This window comes from Cellulosimicrobium sp. So1_17, from assembly GCF_055181235.1.
This window is the reverse complement of the sequence record NZ_CM143702.1, coordinates 3,553,437-3,575,830: the sequence shown is the minus strand read 5'-3', so window position 1 is coordinate 3,575,830 and position 22,394 is coordinate 3,553,437. Positions and strand designations below refer to the sequence as shown.

26 protein-coding genes and 1 riboswitch are annotated in these 22,394 nt (G+C 75.3%); of the genes, 11 read left to right on the top strand and 15 right to left on the bottom strand.

Annotation, left to right across the window (positions count from 1 at the left end; translation table 11 throughout):
• Nucleotides 1-73: 73 nt before the first annotated feature.
• Nucleotides 74-550: a DUF6069 family protein gene (locus ACZCLJ_RS15730; RefSeq protein WP_463104426.1), complete on the bottom strand. Its 477-nt coding sequence runs from the start codon at nucleotides 548-550 to the stop codon at nucleotides 74-76.
• A gap of 203 nt (nucleotides 551-753) precedes the next feature.
• Between ACZCLJ_RS15730 and ACZCLJ_RS15725 the strand changes: the two genes are divergently transcribed.
• Entirely contained in the window at nucleotides 754-2,061 is a 1,308-nt protein-coding gene (locus ACZCLJ_RS15725; RefSeq protein ID WP_463104425.1) for a sensor histidine kinase, read from the top strand.
• On the top strand, nucleotides 2,058-2,744 hold the full coding sequence (locus ACZCLJ_RS15720) for a response regulator (RefSeq protein WP_463104424.1): 687 nt from the start codon (nucleotides 2,058-2,060) through the stop codon (nucleotides 2,742-2,744). The genes ACZCLJ_RS15725 and ACZCLJ_RS15720 overlap by 4 nt, the downstream gene beginning before the upstream one ends.
• Before the next feature lie 26 nt (nucleotides 2,745-2,770).
• Here ACZCLJ_RS15720 and ACZCLJ_RS15715 read toward each other — a convergent pair whose 3' ends face one another.
• From ACZCLJ_RS15715 to ACZCLJ_RS15700, 4 genes are read right to left on the bottom strand one after another with little or no spacing between them, the layout of a single operon-like run.
• Nucleotides 2,771-3,091, bottom strand: a complete 321-nt coding sequence (locus ACZCLJ_RS15715; RefSeq protein WP_251149876.1) for a DUF4235 domain-containing protein — start codon at nucleotides 3,089-3,091, stop codon at nucleotides 2,771-2,773.
• Between the two features lie 57 nt (nucleotides 3,092-3,148).
• Nucleotides 3,149-4,306: an ABC transporter ATP-binding protein gene (locus tag ACZCLJ_RS15710; RefSeq protein ID WP_463104423.1), complete on the bottom strand. Its 1,158-nt coding sequence runs from the start codon at nucleotides 4,304-4,306 to the stop codon at nucleotides 3,149-3,151.
• A complete protein-coding gene (locus ACZCLJ_RS15705; RefSeq protein WP_463106416.1) occupies nucleotides 4,306-6,045 on the bottom strand; it encodes an ABC transporter permease in 1,740 nt (579 codons plus the stop codon). Before ACZCLJ_RS15705 ends, ACZCLJ_RS15710 begins: the two co-directional genes overlap by 1 nt.
• The gene (locus ACZCLJ_RS15700; protein WP_463104422.1) at nucleotides 6,042-7,130 is read right to left on the bottom strand and encodes a thiamine ABC transporter substrate-binding protein; all 1,089 of its coding nucleotides are present in this window, start codon (nucleotides 7,128-7,130) and stop codon (nucleotides 6,042-6,044) included. Before ACZCLJ_RS15700 ends, ACZCLJ_RS15705 begins: the two co-directional genes overlap by 4 nt.
• 67 nt (nucleotides 7,131-7,197) lie before the next feature.
• Nucleotides 7,198-7,301: riboswitch (TPP riboswitch) on the bottom strand.
• A gap of 111 nt (nucleotides 7,302-7,412) precedes the next feature.
• Between ACZCLJ_RS15700 and ACZCLJ_RS15695 the strand changes: the two genes are divergently transcribed.
• Together ACZCLJ_RS15695 and ACZCLJ_RS15690 are read left to right on the top strand one after the other, a co-directional pair.
• A complete protein-coding gene (locus ACZCLJ_RS15695; protein ID WP_251149873.1) occupies nucleotides 7,413-7,679 on the top strand; it encodes a DUF4235 domain-containing protein in 267 nt (88 codons plus the stop codon).
• Nucleotides 7,680-7,739: 60 nt separating this feature from the next.
• On the top strand, nucleotides 7,740-9,140 hold the full coding sequence (locus tag ACZCLJ_RS15690) for a hypothetical protein (protein WP_463104421.1): 1,401 nt from the start codon (nucleotides 7,740-7,742) through the stop codon (nucleotides 9,138-9,140).
• On the opposite strand, the gene ACZCLJ_RS15685 is transcribed toward ACZCLJ_RS15690, so the two are convergent.
• From ACZCLJ_RS15685 to ACZCLJ_RS15670, 4 genes are read right to left on the bottom strand one after another with little or no spacing between them, the layout of a single operon-like run.
• Nucleotides 9,104-9,676 carry a hypothetical protein gene (locus ACZCLJ_RS15685; protein WP_463104420.1) on the bottom strand — a complete coding sequence of 191 codons (573 nt, stop codon included), beginning with the start codon at nucleotides 9,674-9,676 and terminating at the stop codon, nucleotides 9,104-9,106. The genes ACZCLJ_RS15690 and ACZCLJ_RS15685 overlap by 37 nt on opposite strands.
• Nucleotides 9,673-10,335, bottom strand: a complete 663-nt coding sequence (locus ACZCLJ_RS15680; protein WP_463104419.1) for a hypothetical protein — start codon at nucleotides 10,333-10,335, stop codon at nucleotides 9,673-9,675. The genes ACZCLJ_RS15685 and ACZCLJ_RS15680 overlap by 4 nt, the downstream gene beginning before the upstream one ends.
• Nucleotides 10,332-11,039: a hypothetical protein gene (locus ACZCLJ_RS15675; RefSeq protein WP_463104418.1), complete on the bottom strand. Its 708-nt coding sequence runs from the start codon at nucleotides 11,037-11,039 to the stop codon at nucleotides 10,332-10,334. Before ACZCLJ_RS15675 ends, ACZCLJ_RS15680 begins: the two co-directional genes overlap by 4 nt.
• Nucleotides 11,040-11,072: 33 nt before the next feature.
• A complete protein-coding gene (locus ACZCLJ_RS15670) occupies nucleotides 11,073-11,777 on the bottom strand; it encodes a DUF1361 domain-containing protein (RefSeq protein ID WP_251149868.1) in 705 nt (234 codons plus the stop codon).
• A 109-nt stretch (nucleotides 11,778-11,886) separates the two neighbouring features.
• Between ACZCLJ_RS15670 and ACZCLJ_RS15665 the strand changes: the two genes are divergently transcribed.
• Entirely contained in the window at nucleotides 11,887-13,152 is a 1,266-nt protein-coding gene (locus ACZCLJ_RS15665) for an MFS transporter (protein ID WP_463104417.1), read from the top strand.
• A 23-nt stretch (nucleotides 13,153-13,175) separates the two neighbouring features.
• On the opposite strand, the gene ACZCLJ_RS15660 is transcribed toward ACZCLJ_RS15665, so the two are convergent.
• On the bottom strand, nucleotides 13,176-13,685 hold the full coding sequence (locus tag ACZCLJ_RS15660; protein ID WP_463104416.1) for a DUF6328 family protein: 510 nt from the start codon (nucleotides 13,683-13,685) through the stop codon (nucleotides 13,176-13,178).
• A gap of 145 nt (nucleotides 13,686-13,830) precedes the next feature.
• Here ACZCLJ_RS15660 and ACZCLJ_RS15655 point away from each other — a divergent pair, with 145 nt between their 5' ends.
• The gene (locus ACZCLJ_RS15655) at nucleotides 13,831-14,577 is read left to right on the top strand and encodes a PAS and ANTAR domain-containing protein (protein ID WP_463104415.1); all 747 of its coding nucleotides are present in this window, start codon (nucleotides 13,831-13,833) and stop codon (nucleotides 14,575-14,577) included.
• Here the strand turns inward: ACZCLJ_RS15655 and ACZCLJ_RS15650 are convergent.
• The 3 genes from ACZCLJ_RS15650 to ACZCLJ_RS15640 form a co-directional block, all read right to left on the bottom strand.
• A complete protein-coding gene (locus tag ACZCLJ_RS15650; protein ID WP_463104414.1) occupies nucleotides 14,566-15,366 on the bottom strand; it encodes a GAF and ANTAR domain-containing protein in 801 nt (266 codons plus the stop codon). The two genes, ACZCLJ_RS15655 and ACZCLJ_RS15650, sit on opposite strands and share 12 nt — an antisense overlap.
• 270 nt (nucleotides 15,367-15,636) lie before the next feature.
• Complete coding sequence (locus ACZCLJ_RS15645) at nucleotides 15,637-16,500, bottom strand: SDR family oxidoreductase (RefSeq protein WP_463104413.1); 864 nt, start codon at nucleotides 16,498-16,500, stop codon at nucleotides 15,637-15,639.
• A gap of 13 nt (nucleotides 16,501-16,513) precedes the next feature.
• On the bottom strand, nucleotides 16,514-17,263 hold the full coding sequence (locus tag ACZCLJ_RS15640) for a PAS and ANTAR domain-containing protein (RefSeq protein ID WP_463104412.1): 750 nt from the start codon (nucleotides 17,261-17,263) through the stop codon (nucleotides 16,514-16,516).
• 104 nt (nucleotides 17,264-17,367) lie between these two features.
• On the opposite strand from ACZCLJ_RS15640, the gene ACZCLJ_RS15635 reads away from it, so the two are divergent.
• Nucleotides 17,368-18,774, top strand: a complete 1,407-nt coding sequence (locus tag ACZCLJ_RS15635; RefSeq protein ID WP_463104411.1) for a molybdopterin molybdotransferase MoeA — start codon at nucleotides 17,368-17,370, stop codon at nucleotides 18,772-18,774.
• A gap of 20 nt (nucleotides 18,775-18,794) precedes the next feature.
• On the opposite strand, the gene ACZCLJ_RS15630 is transcribed toward ACZCLJ_RS15635, so the two are convergent.
• Nucleotides 18,795-19,208 (bottom strand): nuclear transport factor 2 family protein, encoded by a 414-nt coding sequence (locus ACZCLJ_RS15630; RefSeq protein WP_463104410.1) that lies wholly within the window; start codon nucleotides 19,206-19,208, stop codon nucleotides 18,795-18,797.
• An 88-nt stretch (nucleotides 19,209-19,296) separates the two neighbouring features.
• On the opposite strand from ACZCLJ_RS15630, the gene ACZCLJ_RS15625 reads away from it, so the two are divergent.
• Nucleotides 19,297-20,088 (top strand): MmyB family transcriptional regulator, encoded by a 792-nt coding sequence (locus ACZCLJ_RS15625; RefSeq protein ID WP_463104409.1) that lies wholly within the window; start codon nucleotides 19,297-19,299, stop codon nucleotides 20,086-20,088.
• Between the two features lie 35 nt (nucleotides 20,089-20,123).
• Here the strand turns inward: ACZCLJ_RS15625 and ACZCLJ_RS15620 are convergent, their stop codons facing one another.
• Nucleotides 20,124-20,795: an AIM24 family protein gene (locus ACZCLJ_RS15620; RefSeq protein WP_463104408.1), complete on the bottom strand. Its 672-nt coding sequence runs from the start codon at nucleotides 20,793-20,795 to the stop codon at nucleotides 20,124-20,126.
• A gap of 92 nt (nucleotides 20,796-20,887) precedes the next feature.
• On the opposite strand from ACZCLJ_RS15620, the gene moaC reads away from it, so the two are divergent.
• The 3 genes from moaC (at nucleotide 20,888) to ACZCLJ_RS15605 (ending at nucleotide 22,394) form a co-directional block, all read left to right on the top strand.
• On the top strand, nucleotides 20,888-21,358 hold the full coding sequence (gene moaC, locus ACZCLJ_RS15615) for a cyclic pyranopterin monophosphate synthase MoaC (protein ID WP_251149857.1): 471 nt from the start codon (nucleotides 20,888-20,890) through the stop codon (nucleotides 21,356-21,358).
• 101 nt (nucleotides 21,359-21,459) lie between these two features.
• Nucleotides 21,460-22,113, top strand: a complete 654-nt coding sequence (gene mobA, locus ACZCLJ_RS15610; protein ID WP_463104407.1) for a molybdenum cofactor guanylyltransferase — start codon at nucleotides 21,460-21,462, stop codon at nucleotides 22,111-22,113.
• Complete coding sequence (locus ACZCLJ_RS15605; RefSeq protein ID WP_251149855.1) at nucleotides 22,110-22,394, top strand: DUF6457 domain-containing protein; 285 nt, start codon at nucleotides 22,110-22,112, stop codon at nucleotides 22,392-22,394. The genes mobA and ACZCLJ_RS15605 overlap by 4 nt, the downstream gene beginning before the upstream one ends.

The window sequence follows — 22,394 nt, the reverse complement described above, 5'->3', positions numbered from 1 at the left end:
GACGACCGCCGAGCACGGGACGGCCCACCGTCTCCGAGCGGATCCGGTGGGTGATCCCGTGGTCGGCGGTCGGTCACGAGCGGCGCAGGCCCAGGGCGACGACGGCGCCAACGGCGAGGTGCTCGGCGAGCAGCACCACGACCGCCCCGGCGCTCACGCCGCCGAGCGGTCCGAGCAGCGACACGACCAGGAGTACGCCGCACGTCACGAGCCACGCGCGCTCGCCGCGGCCCGGGCTCGACGCCCGGAGGCGCCCGATCACGGCGCGCACGCCCCACCCGGCGAACCCGACGACGAGCGCGGCCACGACCACCGCGAGGATCCCGACCTGCTGCGTCGTCGTGCCCGACCGGGCGGCGACGTCGACACCTGCGGCCGTCCCGACGAGCCACACGGCCGCGGCGACCACGGCGGCCGCGAACGGGACGGTCCAGCGGGGCACGCGTCGTCGGGCCGTGGACGAGGTACCAGGGGCGTCGTCCGGCCCGGAGCCTGCTCGGACGGACGGCACGGTCCCTGCGGTGCGCGGGGTGTTCTGCGACGTGGTCATGATGGCCTCCTTCGTCACGCGGCCGGAGCCGCGGCCGGCCTCGTGCCGGCGTCCACCACGCTCCCGCCGCGGAGCGCGCCGCCGCGCCCGCCCGACGTCGGCGGCCGACCCACCCGGAGTCGGGGGCCGCCCCCGACCGCTCGACCTCGACCCCCGACCTTGGTCGGTGTCGGTCGGTGGCGGCGCGGCCTAGCGTCGCCGCCATGAGCACTCCCCGTCCGAACCCCCGCAGCCCGCGCGGTCCGGCCGTCACCCCGGCCGACGACCCGATCCCCGACCCCGCTCTCGACTGCCCGCCCCTCGCCGGGCCCCCGGTCCTCGCGACGCCGTCCGCGCGCCGCGACCCGACGGCGCGCCTCATGCCGTGGTCGTGGGTCGCGGCGGCCTGGGCCGCCGTCGCGGTCCTCACGCTCCTCTCGCTCGTGCCCCTCCTCGACGCGGACGCGTCGTCGCCTGCGGCGGCCGTCGACGTCGCCGTGGCGGTCGCCGCGGTCGCCGCCCTCCCGCTGCTGTGGACGCGACGTCCTGTCCCGGTGGCGGTCGCCCTCGCGGTGCTCGTCGCCGTGTCGGGCACGGCGACGCCCGCGTCGACCGTCGCGACGCTGCACGTCGCGCGCTGGTACCCCGTGCGGACCGCGCTGCGGGTCGCGCTCGCGGGGTTCCTCGGTCACGCGGTCCAGGCACTCTGGCGGCCCGTCGCCCTTCCCCTCGGCTGGTGGCTGCTGTGCGACCTCGCCGTCCACGCCGCGCTCCTCGGCTGGGGCGCGTACTGGCAGGCGCGCGCCGACCTGCTGCGGTCGCTGCGCGGGCGCGCGCACCGCGCCGAGGCGGACGCGGAGCGTCGCGTCGTCGAGGCCCGCCTCGCCGAGCGGACCCGGATCGCCCGCGAGATGCACGACACCCTCGCCCACCGCCTGTCCCTCCTCGCCTCGACGGCGGGCGCGCTCGAGTACCGGCCCGACGCGCCGCCCGAGCGGCTCGCGTCCGCCGCCGCGCTCGTGCGCGAGGGCGTGAGCGCGGCGCTCGACGACCTGCGCGACGTCGTGCGCGTGCTCCGCGACGTGCCCGACGACGGTCGCCCGGCGGACGGGACCCGGCTCGCTCCCCCGCCGACGCTCGCCGACGTCGACCGGCTCGTCGCCGAGGTGCGCGCGGCGGGAGGTGACGTCGCCTACGAGCGCACGGGTGACACCGTGCCGCCGCCGGCCGTCGCCGTCGCGGCGTACCGCGTCGCCCAGGAGGGCCTGACGAACGCGCGGCGCCACGCCCCCGGGAGCCCGGTTGCGCTGAGGATCGCGGTCTCGCCCGGCGAGCTGCGCGTCGTGGTGTCCGACGTCGGCGCTCGCCTCGTGCCGAGCGGCCCGCCGGCCGTCCGGGGCGGGACGGGGACGGGGCTCGTCGGCCTGCGCGAGCGCGTCGACCTGCTGGGCGGACGCCTCGACGCAGGGCCCCGCGACGACCTGGACGACGCGGGCTGGGTCCTCGACGCCCGGCTACCGTGGGGCGCATGAGCGCCGACCTGCCCGCGGAGCAGCCCCGGCGCACGCGCCTCGTCGTCGTCGACGACGACGCGCTCGTGCGGTCCGGGCTGCGGCTCATGCTCGACGGGGCCTGCGGCATCGAGGTCGTGGGCGAGGCGTCCGACGGCGGCGCCGTGGCGGGCGTGCTCGACGCGCACCCGGCCGACGTCGTGCTCATGGACCTGCGGATGCCGGGCGTCGACGGCATCGAGGCGACGCGCCGGGTGCGGGCGCGGCCGGCCGCACCGGCCGTCGTCGTGCTCACGACGTTCGACTCCGAGGAGGAGGTCGTGGGCGCGCTGCACGCCGGGGCCTCGGGCTACCTGCTCAAGGACATGGCACCCGAGCGGATCGTGGCCGCGGTTCTCGCCGCGGCCGCGGGCGAGCCCGTGCTGTCGCCGACGATCGCGCGGCGCCTCATGACGTCCGCGGCGTCGGCGGGCGGGACGCGCGAACGGGCGCTCGCGACGATGGGCCGGCTCACCGCGCGCGAGCGGGACGTCGCGGTCGAGATCGGCCGCGGCGCGAGCAACGCCGAGATCGCGGCGCGCCTCTACCTCTCCGTCCCGACCGTCAAGGCGCACGTGTCGAACGTGCTGCTCAAGCTGGGCGTCGAGAACCGCACCCAGGTCGCGCTCGTGGTGCACGACGCGGGCGCCGACAGGGGTGCCTGAGAGGGCGGACGACCACCGCCGAGCGGTCAGTCGCCCGGCCACTCCCCCGTCCAGCGCTCGAACGCGCGGGCGCCTCCACGATCGATGAGTGCCTTCACCACCGCATAGATCGCACCCTGGATCAGCGCCGCGAGGACGATCTCCTTGAGCGGGTACTCCGACTGCAGCGGGGTGGGGGCGTCCTTGCGGTCTCCGGGGGCCACGCGCTTGTAGACCTGCTTGAACACCTGCCCCGCGACGAGCCCGCCGACGATCGAGCTCACGAGCCCGATCGGACGGTAGAGGATCTTGGCGGCCTTGCCGCCGTCCTTCTCGGGAAGCTGCTCTCCGATCGATGCGTCGCTCATCCCTCGACGCTAGGACGTGCCCGTCGTCGTCGCGCGCCGAACGGCCGTGGACGACGCTCAGGCCGGCACGACGGCGCACCCCGCGGGGTCCAGAGCGACGTCGACCTCGTCGCCCGCCGCCCAGGCGGGCCCGCCGGCGAGCGCGACGACGCGGGCGGGTCCCGCGCCCCCGGGGAGCGCGACGTCGACCGTCACCTCCGTCGCACCGCGGCGGAAGACGCTCCCGACGACCGTCCCGCGCCACGTGTCAGGGCGAGCGGTCACCCCGGTGACCGGTGACCCTGACACGTCCGCCGGCCCGACGACGCGCAGCCCCCGCGGCCCGATCGCCAGCACTCCGTCACGCGGCGCGTCAGGGCGGGTGGACCCTCCGGTGACCACTCGGCCGGACAGGTCCCCGAGCGGGAGGAACGCCTGGTAGCCCAGGAACTCCGCGACGCGGCGCGACGACGGCGCCCGCCAGAGCTCCTCGGGCGGGGCGACCTGGAGCACCCGGCCGGCGTCCATGACGGCGACGCGGTCGGCCACCGTGAACGCCTCGTCGTGGTCGTGCGTGACGAAGACGGCGGTCGTGCCGGTCGCCTGCAGTGCGGCGCGCAGGTCGAGAGCGAGCCGCTCGCGCAGCCCGCGGTCGAGCGCGGAGAGCGGCTCGTCGAGCAGCAGGAGACGCGGCCGGGGAGCGAGCGACCGCGCGAGCGCGACCCGCTGGCGCTCGCCGCCGCTGAGCGTCGTCACCGCGCGCCCCTCGTACCCCGCGAGCCCGACGACGCCCAGCAGCTCGCGCACCCGGTCGTCCCGCTGGGCACGCGGCAGGTCCGCGATCCCGTACGCGACGTTGCCCGCGACGTCGCGGTGCGGGAAGAGCTGGCCTTCCTGGAACATCAGCCCGAACCCGCGCCGGTGCACGGGCATCCCCGCGAGGTCGTCGCCCGCGAAGCGCACGGTGCCGCCGGCGACCGGCTGGAGCCCGGCCACGGCGCGCAGCAGGCTGGACTTGCCGCAGCCGCTCGGCCCGAGCAGCGCGAGCACCTCGCCGGGGGCGACGTCGAGGGAGACGCCCGCGACCGCCGTCGTGCGCGGGTCCCGGCGGGAGGCGCCGTCGTACCGGACGACGACGTCGCGCACCTCGAGGCCCGCGCCGTCCGCCGCGTGCTGCACGGGTCGCGGTGCCGGGCCGGGCGCGACGGGCCGCGTGGTCGGGTCGGTGTGCACCATCAGAACTCTCCTCCGGGGCGGTCGCCGCGCAACCGCTCGGCGAGCAGCATGACGACGGCCGTGAGCAGGGCCAGGACGACGCTCGCCGCGAGCGCCATGCCCTGGTTCTCGGCACCCGGTCGCCCGACGAGCCGGAAGATCACCACGGGCAGGGTCGCGGTGTCGGGGCGGGCGAGGAACGACGTCGCGCCGAACTCGCCGAGCGACACCGCGAACGCGAACCCGACCGCGAGGCCGAGCGACCGCGCGGCGATGGGGCCGTCGACGCTGCGGAACACGCGGCCGGGCGCGGCACCGAGCGTCGCGGCGGCCTCCCGGAGGCGCGGGTCGATCGCGCGCAGCGTCGGGAGCACCGTGCGCACGACGAGCGGGATCGCCACGACCGCCTGCGCGATCGGCACGAGCAGGCCCGAGGTGCGCAGGTCGACGTCGAGCCCGAGCGGCCGGTCCAGGGTGATGAGGAACCCGAAACCGACCGTCACCGCGGAGACCCCGAGCGGGAGCATGAAGAGCGAGTCGAGCGCGCCGATCGCCCGGCGTCCCGTGCGCGACCGCGGTCGCCGGGACACGACGAGCGCGACGAGGCCCCCGATCACCACCGCGAGCAGCGTCGCGAGCGCCGCGGTGCGCAGCGAGTTGCCCGCCGCCTCCCACACGGTGACGGACAGCGCGTTGCGCCCGCCCGTCGTGCCGAGGTTCGCGTAGTTGTCGAGACCCCAGCCGCCGCCCGGCACGCGCAGCGACCGCACGACGAGCGTCGCGAGCGGCAGCCCGACCAGCACCACGACCACGACGGCGGTCAGCGCGGCGGGCAGGAGGTCACCGCCGGGCCGGCCGCTCGCCGGACCGCCCGACCCGCGCTGCCACAGCCGCAGCGGGTGCGCAGCGCTCGACGCGGCGGTGAGCGTCAACGCCCGCTCACGCTTCGCGCGCGTGCGGTTCGCGACCGCGAGCGCCGCCACGACCACGACGAGCTGCACGACCGACAGGACGGCGGCGGTGCGCAGGTCGAGGAACTGCGTCGTCTGGATCCAGATCTCGGTCTCGATCGTCCCGTAGCGGATGCCGCCGAGGACGAGGACGACGCCGAACGCCGTCGCGCAGAAGAGGAAGACGATCGACGCGGCGCTCGCGATCGCCGGGGCGAGCGCGGGCAGGGTCACCGTGCGGAACGCGCGCCACGGCGTCGCGCCGAGCGCGCGCGCCGCCTGCTCCGCGCGCGGGTCGAGGTGCTCCCACAGCCCGCCGACCGTGCGCACGACGACGGAGTAGTTGAAGAACACGAGCGCCACGACGATCGCCGCGAACGTCCCGTCGAGCCGCAGGAACCCGAGCGGCCCACCCTCGACGAGGAGCGTGCGGAACGCGACGCCCACGACGACCGTGGGCAGGACGAACGGCACGGTGACGAGCGCGCGCAGCACGCGCCGCCCGCGGAACCGGCACCGGTACAGCACGTGCGCGCCGGGCACGCCGAGGAGCAGCGAGAACGTCGTCCCGAGCACGGCCTGCCACAGCGTGAGCCGGACGATCCGCCACGTCCGCGGGTCGGAGAACACCTCGGCGAACCCCGACAGGTCGAGCCCGCCCTCCGGCCCGACGAACCCCCGCGCGACGAGCGCCACGACCGGCCACGCGAAGAACACCCCGAGGAACACCAGCGGCACCGCCGCCGCGACCCCCCACAGCAGCCCGCGCCGAGCACGGGACCACCCACGGCCGAGCACCGGCGTGGTCAGTCGACGACCGTCGCCGTCCACGCCTTGATCCACTCGTCGCGGTGCGCGTCGATGTCCTCGGGCGCGACCTCGAACGGCTCGTCGGCGAGCGGGGCGAACTGCTCCCACTCGGCGGGCAGCGCGACGGTGTCGTCGACGGGGTACATGTACATCTGGCCCGGGACGTCGGCCTGGAACGCCTCGCTCACGAGGAAGTCGACGAGCTGCTGGGCGCCCTCGGGGTTCTCGGCCCCGGCGAGGACGCCCGTGTACTCGACCTGGCGGAAGCACGTGTCGAGCAGCGCGCCCGTCGACGACGACGTCCCGTCCTCGGAGACCGTGAACGCGGGCGAGGTCGAGTACGACAGCACGAGCGGGCGGTCGCCCGCGCCCTCGCCGCCGGAGAAGTCGACGGAGTAGGCGTCGGACCAGCCGTCGACGACCTTGACGCCGTTCTCGCGCAGGTCGGCCCAGTACTGCTCCCAGCCGTCCTCGCCGAACGCGCCGACGGTCGCGAGGAGGAACGCGAGCCCGGGCGACGACGTCGCGGGGTTGGTCACGACGAGCAGGTCCCGGTACGCGGGCTCCGCCAGGTCCTCGAGCGTCTCGGGCTCCGGCACCCCGGCCTCGGTGAACCACGCGTGGTCGACGTTGATGCACACGTCGCCGACGTCGACGGGCGTCAGCTCGCCGTCGCCGACGGCGTACGGCTCTGCGGACGCCGGGAGGTCGGCGGGCGTGTACGGGTCGAGCACGCCCTCGTCGATCGCGCGGGTCGCGAACGAGTTGTCGATCCCGAACACGACGTCGCCGAGCGGCGAGCCCTTGGTGAGCACGAGCTGGTTGACGAGCGCGCCACCGTCGCCGGGGGCGACCTGCTCGACGGTCAGCCCGCTCTCCTCCTCGAACGCGGCGAGCACGTCGTCGCTCACCGCGAAGGAGTCGTGCGTGACGAGCGTGACGGTGCCCGACGACGCGCCGTCGCCCCCGGCCGTGTCGTCGCCCCCGCTGCACGCGGCAGCGGCGAGGAGCGTGACCGCGGCGAGGGACGCCGTCGTGACGTGACGGCCGGGCCGCGCTGCCCGACGACGGGTGGTGTGCTGCATGTGTCCTCCCCGGACGTTCAGGAGGGGTCCATCCGCCAGCGTCGGCGCGACGGCCGACGCGGACGGGTGATCGAGATTCCCGACTTCCTCCACCGGTGCTAACCGGATCAGGTTCGAGGGTCTGCGGTGGTCCGCACTCTCAGCTCCCGGGGAGCTCCCCTGTCGTTCCCGGCGAGCGTACACCGCGGTGGCTGCCGCACGGCGTCGACGCAGGCCAGGGACTACGGTGGTGCGCAGCACACCCGGCCCCGCCGGGACCGCCGACCCGATGGAGGAGCACCCGTGGCAGACACCGAGGAGAAGGCCACCCTCGCCGTCAAGGTGGGGACCGTCGCGCTGACGTTCGCGGCCGGCTGGGCGGCGCAGAAGCTCGTCACGCTCGTGTGGGCGAAGGTCACGGGGCACGACGCGCCGAAGGACCTCGACGACGAGGAGGTCGGCATCGTCTCCGCCGTGACGTTCGCGGCCGTCGCCGCGGGTGTCGGCGTCCTCGCCCGCCGGTTCGCCGGCAAGGAGGCCAAGCGCGTCGTCACGCGCTTCCTGTCGTAGTCCTCGGCTCGTCGTGAGCCAGGTCGGGCCCCGGCGCGCAGCCCCGGTACCCTGGCGCGCGTGACGGACCCCGTCCCGATGACCTCGACGCCCGCGCCCGACGCCGGCGCCGCGCCGTCCGTGCTGCGCGCGGGCTCGCGCGTCCTCGTCGACGCCGGACGCCTCCTCGTGCGCCACTGGCCCGCGCTCGTCGCGGTGGCGGTGCTCGCCCAGGTGGCCCACGAGCTCGCGCTGCAGGCGGCGCTCACGGTCGCGCCGTCGTCGGGTGAGCTCGGGCTGCTCGTGCTGTGTTTCTCGCCGCTCGCGACGGTCGTCGGGATCGTCGTCATGCTGCACGTCCTGCGCCGCGAGCCGCGGGACGACCGCGACCGGATCGAGGTGCGCGCTCTCCTCGGGTCGATCGCGTCGGTGCTCGTCCCGTACCTCGTCATCTACGAGTTCTACGGCGGTCTGTCGTCCGACTGGCAGGCGTACGTCGACTCCGCCGCGCTCGACCACGCGTTCGCCGCCGGTGCGGGGATCGAGACCGCCGACCCGATCCCCGAGGGCTTCGGGCTCACCGTCGTGCTCCTCGTGGCCGGCGCGCTGCTCGCCCGTACCCTCCTCGAGCGCCTCGCGAAGCGCCTGGAGCGGGGCGTCGTCGAGGCGGGCGGGGAGGCCCGACGCAGCGCCCGCACGGCCGCCGTGCGCATCGTCGCCGGGTACTGCGAGGTCGTCTGGATCGTCGTCGGCGCCTTCACCGTGACGGCGGTCGTCGGGAGCGTCCGCGAGTGGTGGACGTCGCGCGTCGTCGTCGTCGAGGTGACGACGTGGTGGGACGGCGTCGTCGCACGCGTGGACCTCCTGGAGCCGCTGGTCGCGGCCGTCGGTCCGACGACGTCGCTCCTGCTCGCGGGGATCGTCACCGGGCTCGTGGTGCCGCTCGCGTGGCTCACGCTCGGCACGATCGTCTACGGGGTCGAGGCGGTCGACGTCGTCGACCCCGCGCGGACGCGCGCGGCGCAGGACGGCACCGACGGACGCGCGACGCGTGTCGTCGACCGGGTCAACCGCACGCTCGGCGAGAAGCGTGCCCAGGCGGCCTGGGGCTTCATGCTCGACCCGGGTCGGCGGTTCGGCGGCCTCGTCGGCGCCCTCGGCATGCTGTGGCGCAGCCGCTGGAGCGCGGTCCTGCTGTTCTGCGTCGCGTTCGCGCTGCTCACGCTCGCCGAGCAGACCGTCTTCACGGCGGCCCAGGCGGTGCTCGGCCAGCCCGGCATCGTCGCGTGGCGCGCGGTGATCGGCCCGCTCGAGACCGTCGCGACGGTCGTCGTGCAGGTGCTCACGACCGTTCTGCTCGCCGCCGCGGCCGACGCGCTGCTCGCCAACCTGGGACTGCCGTCGGCGCTGCGCACGCGACGCGCGGCGCGGCTCTCGCGCGAGCGTCAGCCGGACCCGGCGGTGACCGGCAAGGACCAGTAGTCCGGCAGGAGCTCCGGCTCGACGAGGCGCACCTCGGCGGGCTCGGCGTCGTCGGGCGTGAGGAAGTACTGCGTGGCGCGGCTGGAGACGGCACCCGTGCACACCGGCGGATCGGTCACCGGCATGCCGGGCAGCGACGACGCGCCCGCGGTGAACTGGCGGCCCGACGTGTCGACGAGCACGACCTCGCACGCGGAGTACGCCTCCTCCGCGCTCGCCGGGCCGGGCGTGGCGTCCGAGCGCACCGACAGGTCGACGGCCCACAGGGTGTACCCGTCCGGGGCCTCGACGCGGCCGTCGTAGCCGTCGTCGAGCCAGTCGACGACCTCGGTCCCGGCGAGGCGGGCCCGCACGTCGCCGACCTGCGCCCAGCCCTCGTCGTCCGCCGTGTGGCCGCGGTGCGGCTCCGACGCCCACCACCCCTGCACGGCGTCGGAGCGCCAGGTGAGCGCGCCGAGCGCCGCGAGCGCGACCGCGAGCACCACCAGCCACCAGCGGTTCGCGCGCCACCATCCGACGCCGCCGACGCCGCTCAACCGCCCCACCCGCCCGGGACGAGCGCGGGCTCGAGCATCTCGACGGTGCCGCCGTCCGGCGGCGGCCCGACGCGGCCGAGGTCGATCTCGGCGACGGCCTGCGGGCGGTCGATGTCCGCGTCCTGGTGCTCCGTGAGCACGCGCAGCACGACGTCCCCCTCGAGCGCCTCGGCCGGGACCTCGACGACGACCGTCCCCGCCTCGGGGACGTCCGGGTCCACGAACGTGCTCATCATCGGGTTGCGCACCCGGTGCGAGGCCTCGTGGTCACGACCGTCGGCGTCGCGCAGCTCCAGCACCTCGAGGCCCGCCTCCTGCGTCGTGCCGGACACCGCGAGGTCGACGGCGACCCAGACGCCGTCGGTCGCGAGCGTGTCGAAGCCGTCCTCGAGCACCGTGCCGGTACGGACGTCGTCGACCCGCACGCGCACGGGCCCCGCCGTGACGACCTCGCCCACGGCACCGCGCGTCGTCGTCGACGTGAGGGTGGGCCACCACGTGTCGACGCGCGAGACCGCCGCCCCGACCACGACGGCGAGGGCGAGCAGGACGGCGGTCACGACCCGGTCGCCGCGCCGCGGCCGCGAGGTCACGGGCGCGTCGGACGGCGCCGGCCGCGCGGACCCGACGACGGCCGCCTCGGTGGTCTGATCGCTCACCAGTCGACCTCCTCCTCCGGCGGGTCCACGACGTCCGCCGGCACGTCGCCGGGAAGGACGTCCACGAGCACCACCGCGCCCGTCTCGGCCCACCGCCTCCCGCCCCCGATCGTCATGTCCCGGTACCGGAACGTCGGCAGGGTCACGGTGAGCGGCTCGTCGGGTGTGGCCGGGTCGTCGGACACCGCGCCCGCGTCCTCGACCGTCACGGGCCACAGGAGCGCGACGTCCTCGGGCAGGCCCGGCTGCAGGACGGGGTAGAGCGAGGCGTCGCGCACGAGCAGCGTCGTCCCGGGACGGTCCGGCTCCGCCTCGCCCACGAGCGCCAGGCCGGCGGGCAGCTCCGCCGGGAGCGTCACGGCGGTGTCGTCGAGGCGGCGCGACTCACGATCGGTGTCGAGCGCGCCCACGACCACGAGCAGCCACGCGTCCGCGCCGGCGTCCTCGAGCGCGGAGACCTGCACGTCGTCGGTCACGGACCACGACCGCACGGTGAGGTCGAACGGCCCGGTCGGGACCGGCTCGCCGGCGGCGGCCCGGGCCGGCCCCGCGTCGGCGGCGACGTGCTTCGCGAGGCCCCCGGCCGCCGTCGTGCCCACCACGACGCCGAGCACGGCCGCGAGGGCCGCCCGGCGGGGCCACGTGCCGACGAGGGCTCGCGCCACGGGCACGGCGCGGGCGGCCCGAGGCGGCGTCGTGGTCACGCCGCGCATCCTACGGTGGTGCGAGCGGTGCCGTCAGGACCCGCGGACGAACACCGTCGTGATCGGTCCCACCACGACGGCGTAGACCAGGGCGAGCAGCAGCGTGTGCAGCACGCAGAACAGCACGGCCTGGCCGAGCGTCCCCGGTTCGCGCAGGTGCCGCACGAGCTTGCGCACGAACTGCGCGGGGTGCAGCAGGTCCCAGCTGTTGAACCGCACGTAGCGGCCGAGGTAGATCCCGACGGTGACGAGGACCAGCACGGCGGCCACGGCGAGCCAGGACCCCGGCCGGGCGAACGGGGCGTCGTCCTCGGGGTACCGCACGACGGCGTACAGCATCTGCGCGACGAGCACGTTGACGACCGTGTTGAGCACCCCGGACAGCGCGAGCGTCAGCACCGCGACGATGTCGTACCAGAGCGGGACCCCCTCGCCGTCCTTGCGGTGGTTGAGGTTCAGCTCGGTGACGAGGTAGCCGGCGTTCGGCAGCAGGACCAGCCAGACGAGCGTCCCCAGCACGGCCACCGTCGCGACGACCCACGACGTCACCCCCGCGGCGAGCAGCGCGGCGTCGACGAGGACCACCGCACCGAGCACGAAGACGGGCACGATCGAGAGCGCGAGGTTGAGCAGCATCGGCCGGTAGACCGTCGTGCGGTAGACGACGGCCCGCAGCACGATGAGCACCAGCGCGTAGACGTTGAGCAGCGCGACGCCGCCGAAGAGCCAGGTGAGCACGCCCCTACGCTACGGGCGGCTCGTCGCGCGGGCCCGGGACGACGCCGATAGCGTGGACGGCGGCGAACCTCCCCGTGCCCGAGGACGGGCACCTCCCCCAGGAGCGGACATGGCACGGCAGGACGAGACCCCGGCGACGCCCCGGCACGTCGCGCCCGAGGCCCCCGCCGGACCACCGGCACCCAGCACCTCCCCCACGCTCATGCTCGCCCTGGCGACCATCGGGTTCGCCGTGAACTTCTGGGCCTGGGCGCTCATCAGCCCGCTCGGCGCCGCGTACGGGCAGCAGTACGACCTCACCGACGTCCAGGTCTCGGTCCTCGTCGCGGTGCCGGTCGTCGTCGGCTCGCTCGGCCGCATCCCCGTCGGGGCCCTCACGGACCGGTTCGGCGCACGCCTCATGTTCCCGCTCGTCAGCGCGGCCACGATCCTGCCCGTGCTGTTCGTGGGCCTCGTCGCGGACAGCTTCGTCGCGCTGATCGTCGGCGGGTTCTTCCTCGGTCTCGGCGGCACGGCGTTCGCGGTCGGCGTGCCCTTCGTCAACGCGTGGTACCCGCCGGCCCGGCGCGGCACCGCGATCGGCATCTTCGGCATGGGCATGGGCGGCACGGCGATCTCTGCGTTCACGACCGTCCGCATCCGTGACGCCTGGGGCGACGCGGCGCCGTTCCTGCTCGTCGCGGCGATCCTCGCGGTGTTCGCCGTCGCGTCGTGGCTGCTGCTGCGCGACGCGCCCGGGCGCGCGGCCGGGGCCGCCGGCGGCTTCTGGGCCCGCACGTGGTCGACGTTCCGGATGCCCGTGACGCTCCAGCTCTCGTGGTTGTACGCCGTCGGGTTCGGCGGCTTCGTCGCGTTCTCGGTCTACCTGCCCACCTTCCTCGTCAACGCCTACGACCTCACCGTGTCCGACGCCGCGGCGCGCACCGCGGGCTTCGTCGTGCTCGCCGTCGTCATGCGACCCGTCGGCGGCACGCTCTCGGACCGGTTCGGCGGCGTCCCGGTCTCGGTCGTGTGCTTCGTCGTCGTGACGGCGCTCGCCGCCGTCGTCGCGTTCCAGCCCGACCTCGTGCCGGTCGGCACCATCGCGTTCCTCGGCCTGGCCGCGGCGCTCGGCGCGTCCTCCGGCGCGACGTTCGCGCTCGTCGCGAAGGTCGCGCCGCCCGACAAGGTCGGTGCCGTGACCGGCCTCGTCGGCGCCGCGGGCGGCCTCGGCGGGTTCATCCCGCCGCTGCTCATGGGCGCCGTCTACCAGCTCGAGGGGACGTACGGGCTCGGCTTCGGGCTGCTCGCCCTCACCGCGCTCGCGACGCTCCTCTTCACGCTCGGCCCGGTCCGCCGGGGCGTGCGGGCCCGCGAGGCAACGGCCTCCGCCTGACCCCGCACGGCGGCCGGTCTCGCTCAGGCCTCGCGCACCGCGTCGCGCACCGCGACGCGCGGCAGGACGAGCCACAGCGTCGCCAGCAGCGCCAGGACCGCACCGCTCGCCCAGAGCGCGGCCGTGCGGCCCACGACGACGTCCACGACGAGCAGGACCGTCCCGGTGAAGACCAGGGCGAGGACGACGATCCCGGCACGCGTGACGCGGTCGCTCAGCGTCACCAGCTCGGGCTTGCGATGCTTGCGGAACAGCGCCCGGTGGATGCTCACCGGCGTGACGAACAGACCCGTCGTCAGCACGGACAGCGCGACCAGCGTCAGGTACACGCCCACCTGGAACTCGTCGAGGTCGGCGAACCGCGCCTGGAACGGCAGCGTCAGCAGGAAGCCCGTGAGGATCTGCACGCCGGTCTGCATGACGCGCAGCTCCTGCAGCAGCTCCACCCAGTTGCGGTCGGACCGCTCGTCGGGGGTCTCGTCACGGCCTCGGTCGTCCTTCCCGGCCCGCGCCTCGTCCTCGCCCGCACCCATGTCGTCCTCCGTCCGTCGGAGCAGGTGCCGCCTGCTCGACCACTCGTACGTCGCGGGCCGCCTTCGGCCGCGCGCTGGGCTAATCTTCCACTGCTGGGGTCAGGAATCGGCTCCGTCCTGCTTCGACCCCCGGGGACACCCATCGATGGACGCCGTTCAGCCCTTCGACGACCCACAGCTCGCGATCACCAGCCAGGGTCATCTCGTCACCGTGCTCGCCGCCCTCGTCGCGGGCGAGCCGCAGCCCGTCGGCCGCTTCCGCGTGGACCTCGCGACCGACCGGTGGTGGTGGTCCGACGAGGTGTTCGCCATGCACGGGTTCGCGCCGGGCGAGGTCGTGCCGACGACCTCGCTGCTCGTGTCGCACACCCATCCCGACGACCGCGACCGGGGCGTGCGCGCCCTCGCGCTCGCGGCACGCAGCGGACACGCCTTCGGGTCCATGCACCGCATCGTGGACGCCTCCGGCGCCACACGCATCCTCGCCGTCGCGGCGCAGGGCCGACGCAACCGCACGAGCGGGCAGGTCGCGGAGATCGCCGGCTACTTCGTGGACGTCACCGAGCACCACCAGGAGGCGGCGCGTCGCGAGGCCACCGCGGCGATCCGCGCCGCGGACGCCTCGCGCTCCGTCATCGAGCAGGCGAAGGGCGTCCTCATGGTCGCCTTCGGCGTGGACTCCGACGAGGCGTTCGAGCTGCTGCGCAAGCGGTCCAACGACGCCAACGTCGCGGTGCGCGAGCTGGCGCGGCGGCTCGTGGGCGGGCTGGGCACCTCGGGCGACGTCGTCGAGGCGGCCCGCGAGCGCGTCGACGCGCTGCTCACCGACGCGGAGCGCCGTCCCGCCGCGGGTGCCGCCGGCGAAGCCGACCTGGAGGGATCAGGATCCTGACGTCGGCGCGTCGGGGCGGTCGATCCCGGGGACGCGGCGCGTCTCGACGATCTCCCGCGCGACGTCGACCAGCTTGACGTTCGAGTCCTGGGACACCCGGCTCAGCACCGCGAACGCCCGGCTCGCCGACAGCGAGAAGCGCTCCATGAGCATGCCCTGCGCCTGGCCGATGAGAGTGCGGGTCTGCACGGCGGACTGGAGCTGCTCCTCGGTCCGCGCCGCCGAGATCGCCGCGGCGGCGACGGCGGCGAAGGTGGAGGCCAGGTGGTGGTCGTCCGGTCCGAACGCGTTCCGTGTCGTCGCGTACATGTTGAGCGCGCCGTGGGCGGTCTCCGACGTGTAGAGCTGGACGCAGAGCATCGAGCGGACGCCCAGCTCGTCCGCGACCTGCGGGGCCCACCGGGGCCAGCGCACGTCGGCCTCGATGTCGCCGGACTCCACGAGGGGGGACTGACGGATCGCGTCGAGGCACGGCCCTTCGCCGAACTCGTACTGCAGCTCGTCCCCGCGCGCGACGAGCGGGTCCGACACCGCGGGACTGTCGATGCGACCCCGCGAGATGAGCGAGATGCCCGCGGACTCGCAGCCGTCGACCATCGACACCGCGAGCTCGACCACACGGTCGAGCGTCTGCTGGAGCGTCGGCTCGTCGGCGAGGGCACGCGCCGCGTCCGCGACGCGTCCCGTCACGGTCAGCCCGTCGACGACGATCGGCGCGCCGGGCGCGGCCGCGCGCGGCTCGTCCTCGGTCGTGCTGCCCAGGTCGGCAGTGCGCTGCTCGATGCTCATCGTGCGGCTCCTTCTCGGTCTGTCCGGTACCAGACTACGTCGGGCTCGCCGGCGACCGGTTCGGGAACCCCGCCCGGGCGCGCGGCCCGGACGGGGCGGGAGCGGTGGGCCGTCTCGCCCGCACAAGGCGTGGCGGCCTGTGTCCCGGTCGGGCGCCGTCGCTCTCGCGAAGGACCCGCCCCCGGACGAGCACGGCTGGCTCGTCCTCCGTCCTCCCGTCGGGCTGCGGCGATCGGCCGAGCAGCCGCGACCCGGGGGAGGCATCGTGGCTCAGAACACGGGCTTTCCTCCCGTGACACCGAGCACCGTCCCCGAGACGTAGCTCGCGTCCGACGCGGACGCGAGGAACACGAACGCGGGCGCGACCTCGGCGGGCTGCCCCGCGCGGCCGAGCGGCGTGTCCTGGCCGAACTGCTCGATCTTCTCCGGCGGCTGCGTGGCCGGCTGGAGCGGCGTCCAGATCGGCCCGGGGGCCACCGCGTTGACCCGGATCCCCTGCGCACCGAGCTCGGCCGCGAGGTTGACCGTGAGGTTGTTGATCGCGGCCTTCGTCGACGCGTAGTCGAGCAGCGACGTCGAGGGCTGGTACGCCTGGATCGACGAGACGTTGATGATGCTCGCCCCCTCGCCCAGGTGCTCGAGCGCCGACTGCGTCACCCACAGGAGGGCGTACAGGTTCGTCTTCAGCACCCGGTCGAACTCGTCGGTCGTCGCGTCCGCGAACGACTCGCGGCGGGCGTACTGGAAGCCGGCGTTGTTCACGAGCACGTCGAGGCCACCGAGCTCGGCCGCGGCCCGTCCCGCGAGGGCGCGCGCCGTCGCCTCCTCGGTGAGGTCGCCGGGCAGGAGCGCGACCGTGCGACCGGCCTCACGGACCCAGCGCGCGGTCTCCTCGGCGTCCTCCTGCTCGTCGGCCAGGTACGAGATCGCGACGTCGGCGCCCTCGCGGGCGAAGGCGATGGCGACCGCGCGGCCGATGCCGGAGTCGCCGCCGGTGATCAGCGCCCGTCGACCCTCGAGCCGGCCGCTTCCGCGGTACGACCGCTCGCCGTGGTCGGGCGTCGGGTCCATGGGCCCGGTCAGACCGGGCGGTTCCTGCTGCTGGGCGGGGAAAGCGGTGGTGTCGTCCGTCATCTCGACCTCCTGATCAGCTGCGGGCGGGCTCGCGACGTCGCGCGAGCTGGGCGTCGTGGGCGCGCGGCCGGGCCGGCGGCTTGACCGCGGCGAGCGCTCCGGCGACGGTCGCCTCGGCCGTCGGGCCGACCCCGCCCGCCTTCGTCAGTGCGGCCATCACCTGGGCCGCGGCGTCGTGCACGGGTGTCCCCGCCTCGCTCGCGCCCTCCGCGAGGAGCCGAGCGGCCTCCATGTCGTCCACGCCGTGGACGGCCATGAGGACGCCCTTCGCCTGCTCGACGGCGGCGGCGGTCACGAACGCCCGGGTCACCGCGCGGTTCGCCTCGCGGTCGAGCACCTCGCGCTGCACCGGCGTCACGTCGACGACGTACCCGGCGATCTCGACGACGCGCCCCCTCGCGTCGCGCCGCCCCTGCCCGGTGATGACGACGGTCCGCGCACGGCCGTGGCCGTCCACGATCCGGTGGGCGCACGAGAAGGGACGTCCCGTGCGCAGCGCCTCGGTCCCCACCCGCACGACGCGGGCGCGGTCGTCCGGGTGCTTGCGCGAGCGCAGCGCGTCCAGCCCGGGCTCGACGTCGCCGGGCTCCCAGCCGTGCATCGTGTACACCTCGTCCGACCACCACCACGTGCCGGTGCCGATCTCGACCCGGTACTGCCCGACGAGGAGGTGCGTGCCGAGCGCGAGAACCTCGGCGAGGGACGCCGGGCGCACGGGGGTGGTCTGCGCGGGGGTGTCGGCGGTCACGGAGTTCGGGGCCATGTGGTCCTCCTGGATCCAGGGGGTTTTCGGGCCGCTTCTTGACTCCACCTCCAACCTAGCCCAGTGGTCGACGGACGGCACCCGCACTTCGGTAGCGTGCGCCCATGACCCCTCCCGAGGACCGGCGGACCGTCGCGCAGCACGTGGACGCCGCGCTCGCCCTCGTCGCACCCCTGCCGGTCGTGGAGCACGGCCTCGACGCCGCGCTCGGTCTCGTGCTCGCCTCGGACGTGGTCTCGCTCCTCGACTCCCCCGCGTCCGACTCGTCGGCGATGGACGGCTACGCCGTCCGGACCGCCGACGTGCGGGGCGCCACCCCGACCGACCCTGTGACGCTGCGCGTCGTCGCGGACGTCCCGGCGGGCGGCCCGGGCGGCCCGGCGGGCGGCCCGGGCGGCCCGGCCGGGGTGGACGGCGGACCCGGCGCTGCCGGACCACGCATCGGGCCCGGGGAGGCGGCGCGCATCATGACGGGGGCCGTCGTCCCGGCCGGCGCGGACGCCGTCGTGCCCGTGGAGGAGACGTCGACGGGCCGGTTCGTGCCCGGCTCGCCCGCGTCCCCGGACTCGTGGACCGGCACGGTGACGCTCCCCGTCGCAGGCCGGGGCGGTGCGCGACGCACCCACGTCCGCGCCCGGGGCGAGGACGTGCGGCGCGGCGACGTCGTGCTGGGGTCGGGCACGCGGCTGAGCGCGCGCCACGTCTCCGTGGCCGCGTCCGCGGGGTACGCGACGCTGCCCGTGCACCGCGAGCCGCGCGTCGCCGTCGTCTCGACGGGCAGCGAGCTCGTCGCCGCCGGGACGGTCCCCGGGCCCGGCATGCTCCCCGACTCGAACTCCGTGCTCGTCGCCGCCGCGGCGCGTGCCCTGGGCGCGCACGTCGTGCGGCGCGGTGCCGTGGGCGACACGGTCCAGGCCCTCGGCGTCGCGCTCGACGAGGTGCTCTCGGGCGCGTGGCCCGACGGCGCCGTCGCACCACCGGACCTCGTCGTCACCACGGGCGGGGTGAGCGCCGGGGCGTTCGACGTCGTCCGCGGGCTGCTCGACCCCGCCACCCGGGCCGGGACGCCCTGGGCGGACGCGGTCACCGACGCGCAGCTCGTCGCCGTCGGCATGCAGCCCGGCAAGCCCCAGGGCCTCGCGCGCTGGCGGGGCGTCCCGTGGCTGGCCCTGCCGGGCAACCCGGTGAGCGCGTTCGTGTCGTTCGAGCTGTTCGTCCGTCCGGTCGTGGACCGGCTGCGCGGCTGTCGGGAACCACGGCGCGCCCTGGTCACCCGGGTGGCGGGCGAAGGGTGGGCGTCGCCACCCGGCCGCGAGCAGCTCGTCCTCGTGCGGCACGCAGGGCCCGACGACGCGCGCGTCGTCCTCGCACGTCCGGTGCAGCACGGTCGGGAGGGCTCCGGGTCGCACCGGCTCTCGGCGCTGGCGATCGCCGACGCGGTGGCCGTCGTGCCGGCGGACGTCACGGCCCTGGCGGAGGGGGACGCGGTCCGCGTGCTCCTCCTGGACTAGGTCGAGTCTCCTCACCCGGGTCAGGCGTTTGATTCCCACCACCGCAGGTGCCCCGCCGCCTCCGCCGCCGGCTCGAGCACCTCCCACGCCTCGACGACCCGGCCGCCGTCGAACCGCCAGATGTCCACCCCGGCGACCGCGGGCCCACCGGGCAGGCGGCGCACGGAATGCATGACGACGTGGTCGCCGTCGGCCAGCAGGTGCTGGACGTCCACCTGCACGCCGCGGGCCTCGGCCACCGTCTCGCGGACGGCGGCGACCCATTCCTGCCGGCCCCGCGACGTCCCGTCAGGCCGATGGTGCACGAAGCTCTCGTCGAGCACGGGCACGAGTGCGCCGACGTCGCCCGCCACGAACACCTCCCCGAGCACCCGCCGCACGGTGTCCACGTTCGTCTCCCCGGCGCTGCCGGTGGTCGTGCCCTGTGTGGTCATGACGCCCACCGTTCCTCGCCTCCCGCCCCCTGTCGATGACATGGCATGTCATGGCGCACCGTGCCGGCACCGTCTAGCGTCGACGACTGTGCACACGGTCGGGGAGCTGTTGAGATCCTGGCGGCGTCGACGGCGCCTGAGCCAGCTGGACCTGGCCATCGCCGCCGACGTCTCGCCCCGGCACGTCAGCCTGGTCGAGACCGGCAGGTCCCATCCGAGCGCACCGATGATCCTGCGGCTCGCGGACCACCTCGACGTCCCGTTGCGCGACCGCAACCGCCTCCTGCTCGCCGCGGGCTTCGCCCCGCGCTTCCCGGAGCGCCCGCTCGACGACGACGAGCTGGCCGCGGCGCACCGCGCCGTGGCGCGGGTGATCCGCGCGCACGAGCCTTTCCCGGCGGTCGTCGTCGACGGCCGCTGGGACGTGATCATGACCAACCGGGCCGTCGAGCCGTTCTTCGCCCACGTCTCCCCCGACCTGCTGCGACCGCCCGTCAACCTGGTGCGCCTCGGTCTCGACCCGCGCGGGCTGGCACCGCTGGTCGTCAACCTGGCGGACGTGCGGGCCATGTTCCGCGCCCGGATCGGGCGCCAGCTCGCCGCCGCGCCGGACCCCGCCCTCACGGCGCTCTACGAGGAGCTGCTCGGCCCGGGTGCCGAGGAGGGGACGGAGCCGTCGATCGAGTCCGACGTCGCGATCCCCATGCACCTGCGCGTGGACGGCCAGGACCTGCGGCTGTTCTCGACCATCACGACCTTCGGTTCGCCACGAGACGTCACCCTCGACGAGGTCGCGGTCGAGATGTACTACCCGGCCGATCCCGAGAGCACCGCGTACTTCGAGGCGGGAGGCCCGCCCGAGGGGGGCCTGGCCAGCTAGCGCCCCACCGGCCGTGGGCCGGGGCGACCCGGGTACTACTTCGCGGTCGGGATCGGGTGCCCCTCCGAGGCCTGCACGACGACGATCCCCTGCCCGGACAGCGCGAGCTGGTACGCCTCGCCCGAGCCGCGGCCGATCGCGGCGCCCAGCTTCGCCGTCTTGCGGACCGCCGACTGCAGCGACGTCGACCAGAGGACCGCGGCCTGCATGTCGACGTACGTCGGCACGTCGACGCTCAGCACGACCGGCGTGCCGTACGCCGTCACGGCGATCGAGCCCGTGCCGCGGAAGGTCGTGTTGAACAGCCCGCCGCTCATCATCGACGCGCCCTCGACGCGGTTGATGTCCCACGTCAGGCTGCTCTCGAACGCGAGGACGTTGGCGCCGTTGACCGTGACGCCCTCGTCCTCGAGGTGGAGCACGAACACCTGGTCGGCGTCCTGCGCGAGGAACACGTCACCGCTGCCGGAGACCTTCATGAGGGACATCCCCTCGCCGGTGAAGGCCTTCTTGAACATCTTCCCGAGGCCGCCCGAGCCCTCGTACGCGAAGTCGACGTCACCCTGGTAGGCGACCATCGAGCCCTGCTTGGCGAAGAAGAACCCGCCCGTGCCGGTCAGGTCGACCTTGAGCATGCGGTCGTTCTGGAGCTGGAAGCTGCCGGGCTCGACGGAGCGCTCGGCGTGGTCGAGGAGTGAGCTGCGCATGCCCTCGATCCTGCGGCACGGCGGCGCCCGTGGCAACGACCGCACACCTCGTCGTGGGCGGAGACCGCGGGGAGCCGTGGAAGAGTGGGCGCATGAGCTTCACGCACCTCGACGAGCGCGGCCACGCGCGCATGGTGGACGTCACCGAGAAGCAGCCGACGGTCCGGTCCGCGACGGCCACGGGCGTCGTGCGGTGCTCGCCGCACGTCGTCGCGGCGCTGCGCGACGGCGCCGTCCCGAAGGGCGACGTGCTCGCCGTCGCACGCGTCGCCGGGATCGCGGCCGCCAAGCGCACGGCCGAGCTCCTGCCGCTCGCGCACGTCATCGGGGTGCACGGCGCGGTCGTCGACCTGACCGTGGGCGACCACGGGGTGGACGTGACGGCCACCGTCCGCACGGCCGACCGCACGGGCGTCGAGATGGAGGCGCTCACCGCCGTCGCCGTCGCCGGCCTCGCCGTCGTCGACATGGTCAAGGGCCTCGACAAGTCGGTCGAGCTCACGGACGTCCGCCTCGTCGCGAAGACCGGCGGCAAGTCCGGCGACTGGCACCGCGAGCCGTGACCCGGCACGCCGACGGTTCGGCAGCCGGCGCTCCGGTCCGGCAGCTGCCGGACCGTGCCTCGGGTGCCGAACCGTCCGGACCTCCGCCGTACGACGCCGTGGTGCTCGCCGGCGGGCGCGCGGAGCGGCTCGGGACGCCGAAGCCGGGCCTCGTCGTCGCCGGCCGACCCCTGCTCGAGCACGCGCTGGCGGCGACGTCGGGCGCGCGGGCGACGGTCGTCGTCGGGCCGGCCGAGCTCGCCGACCCCACCGTCGGGCCGGCCCGCTACCTGCTGACGCGCGAGGACCCCCCGTTCGGCGGTCCGGTGGCGGGGATCGCCGCGGGCCTCGCCGCCCTGCCCGACGGCGCCCCCGCACCCTGGGTGCTCGTCCTCGCGTGCGACGTCCCCCAGGCCGCGGACGCCGTCCCGCTCCTGCTCGCGGCAGCCGCGGACTCCGACACCGACACCGACACCGACGCTACCGGCGACCGCGTGGACGCGGTCCGCGCCGTGCGCGACGGCCGCGACCAGTGGCTCGTGGGTCTCTACCGCCGTGACGCGCTCGACGCCGCGGTCGCGCGGCTGCGCGCGGCGGGTGGCGTCGACGGCGCGCCCGCCCACCGCCTGCTCGGCGCGCTGCCGGCCCGGACCGTCGACGACGCGGCCGGCCTCACCGACGACGTGGACACGTGGCAGGATGCCCACGAGCACGACCGTCGCGCCGGGACCGACCGCGCGGCGGACGCCACCCCCGAGGACAGGAGGCCGCGATGACCAACCTCGAGCGCTGGGTGGACGCCCTCGTCGACGAGTACGACCTCGACCCCGAGGTCGTCGACATCGGGGCCGTCCTCGACCTCGCGCGCGACGCGGCCCACGGCGTCGAGCGTCCTGCGGCCCCGCTCACGACGTTCATCGCGGGGTACGTCGCCGGGATGGCCGCGGGCGAGGGGGCCGACCACCCGATCGAGGACGTGCTGGCTCGCGCCACCGAGCTCGCTCTCGCCTGGACCGTGGAGCCCGAGCTGCCCGGCACCGAGACGCCGGAGGCCTGA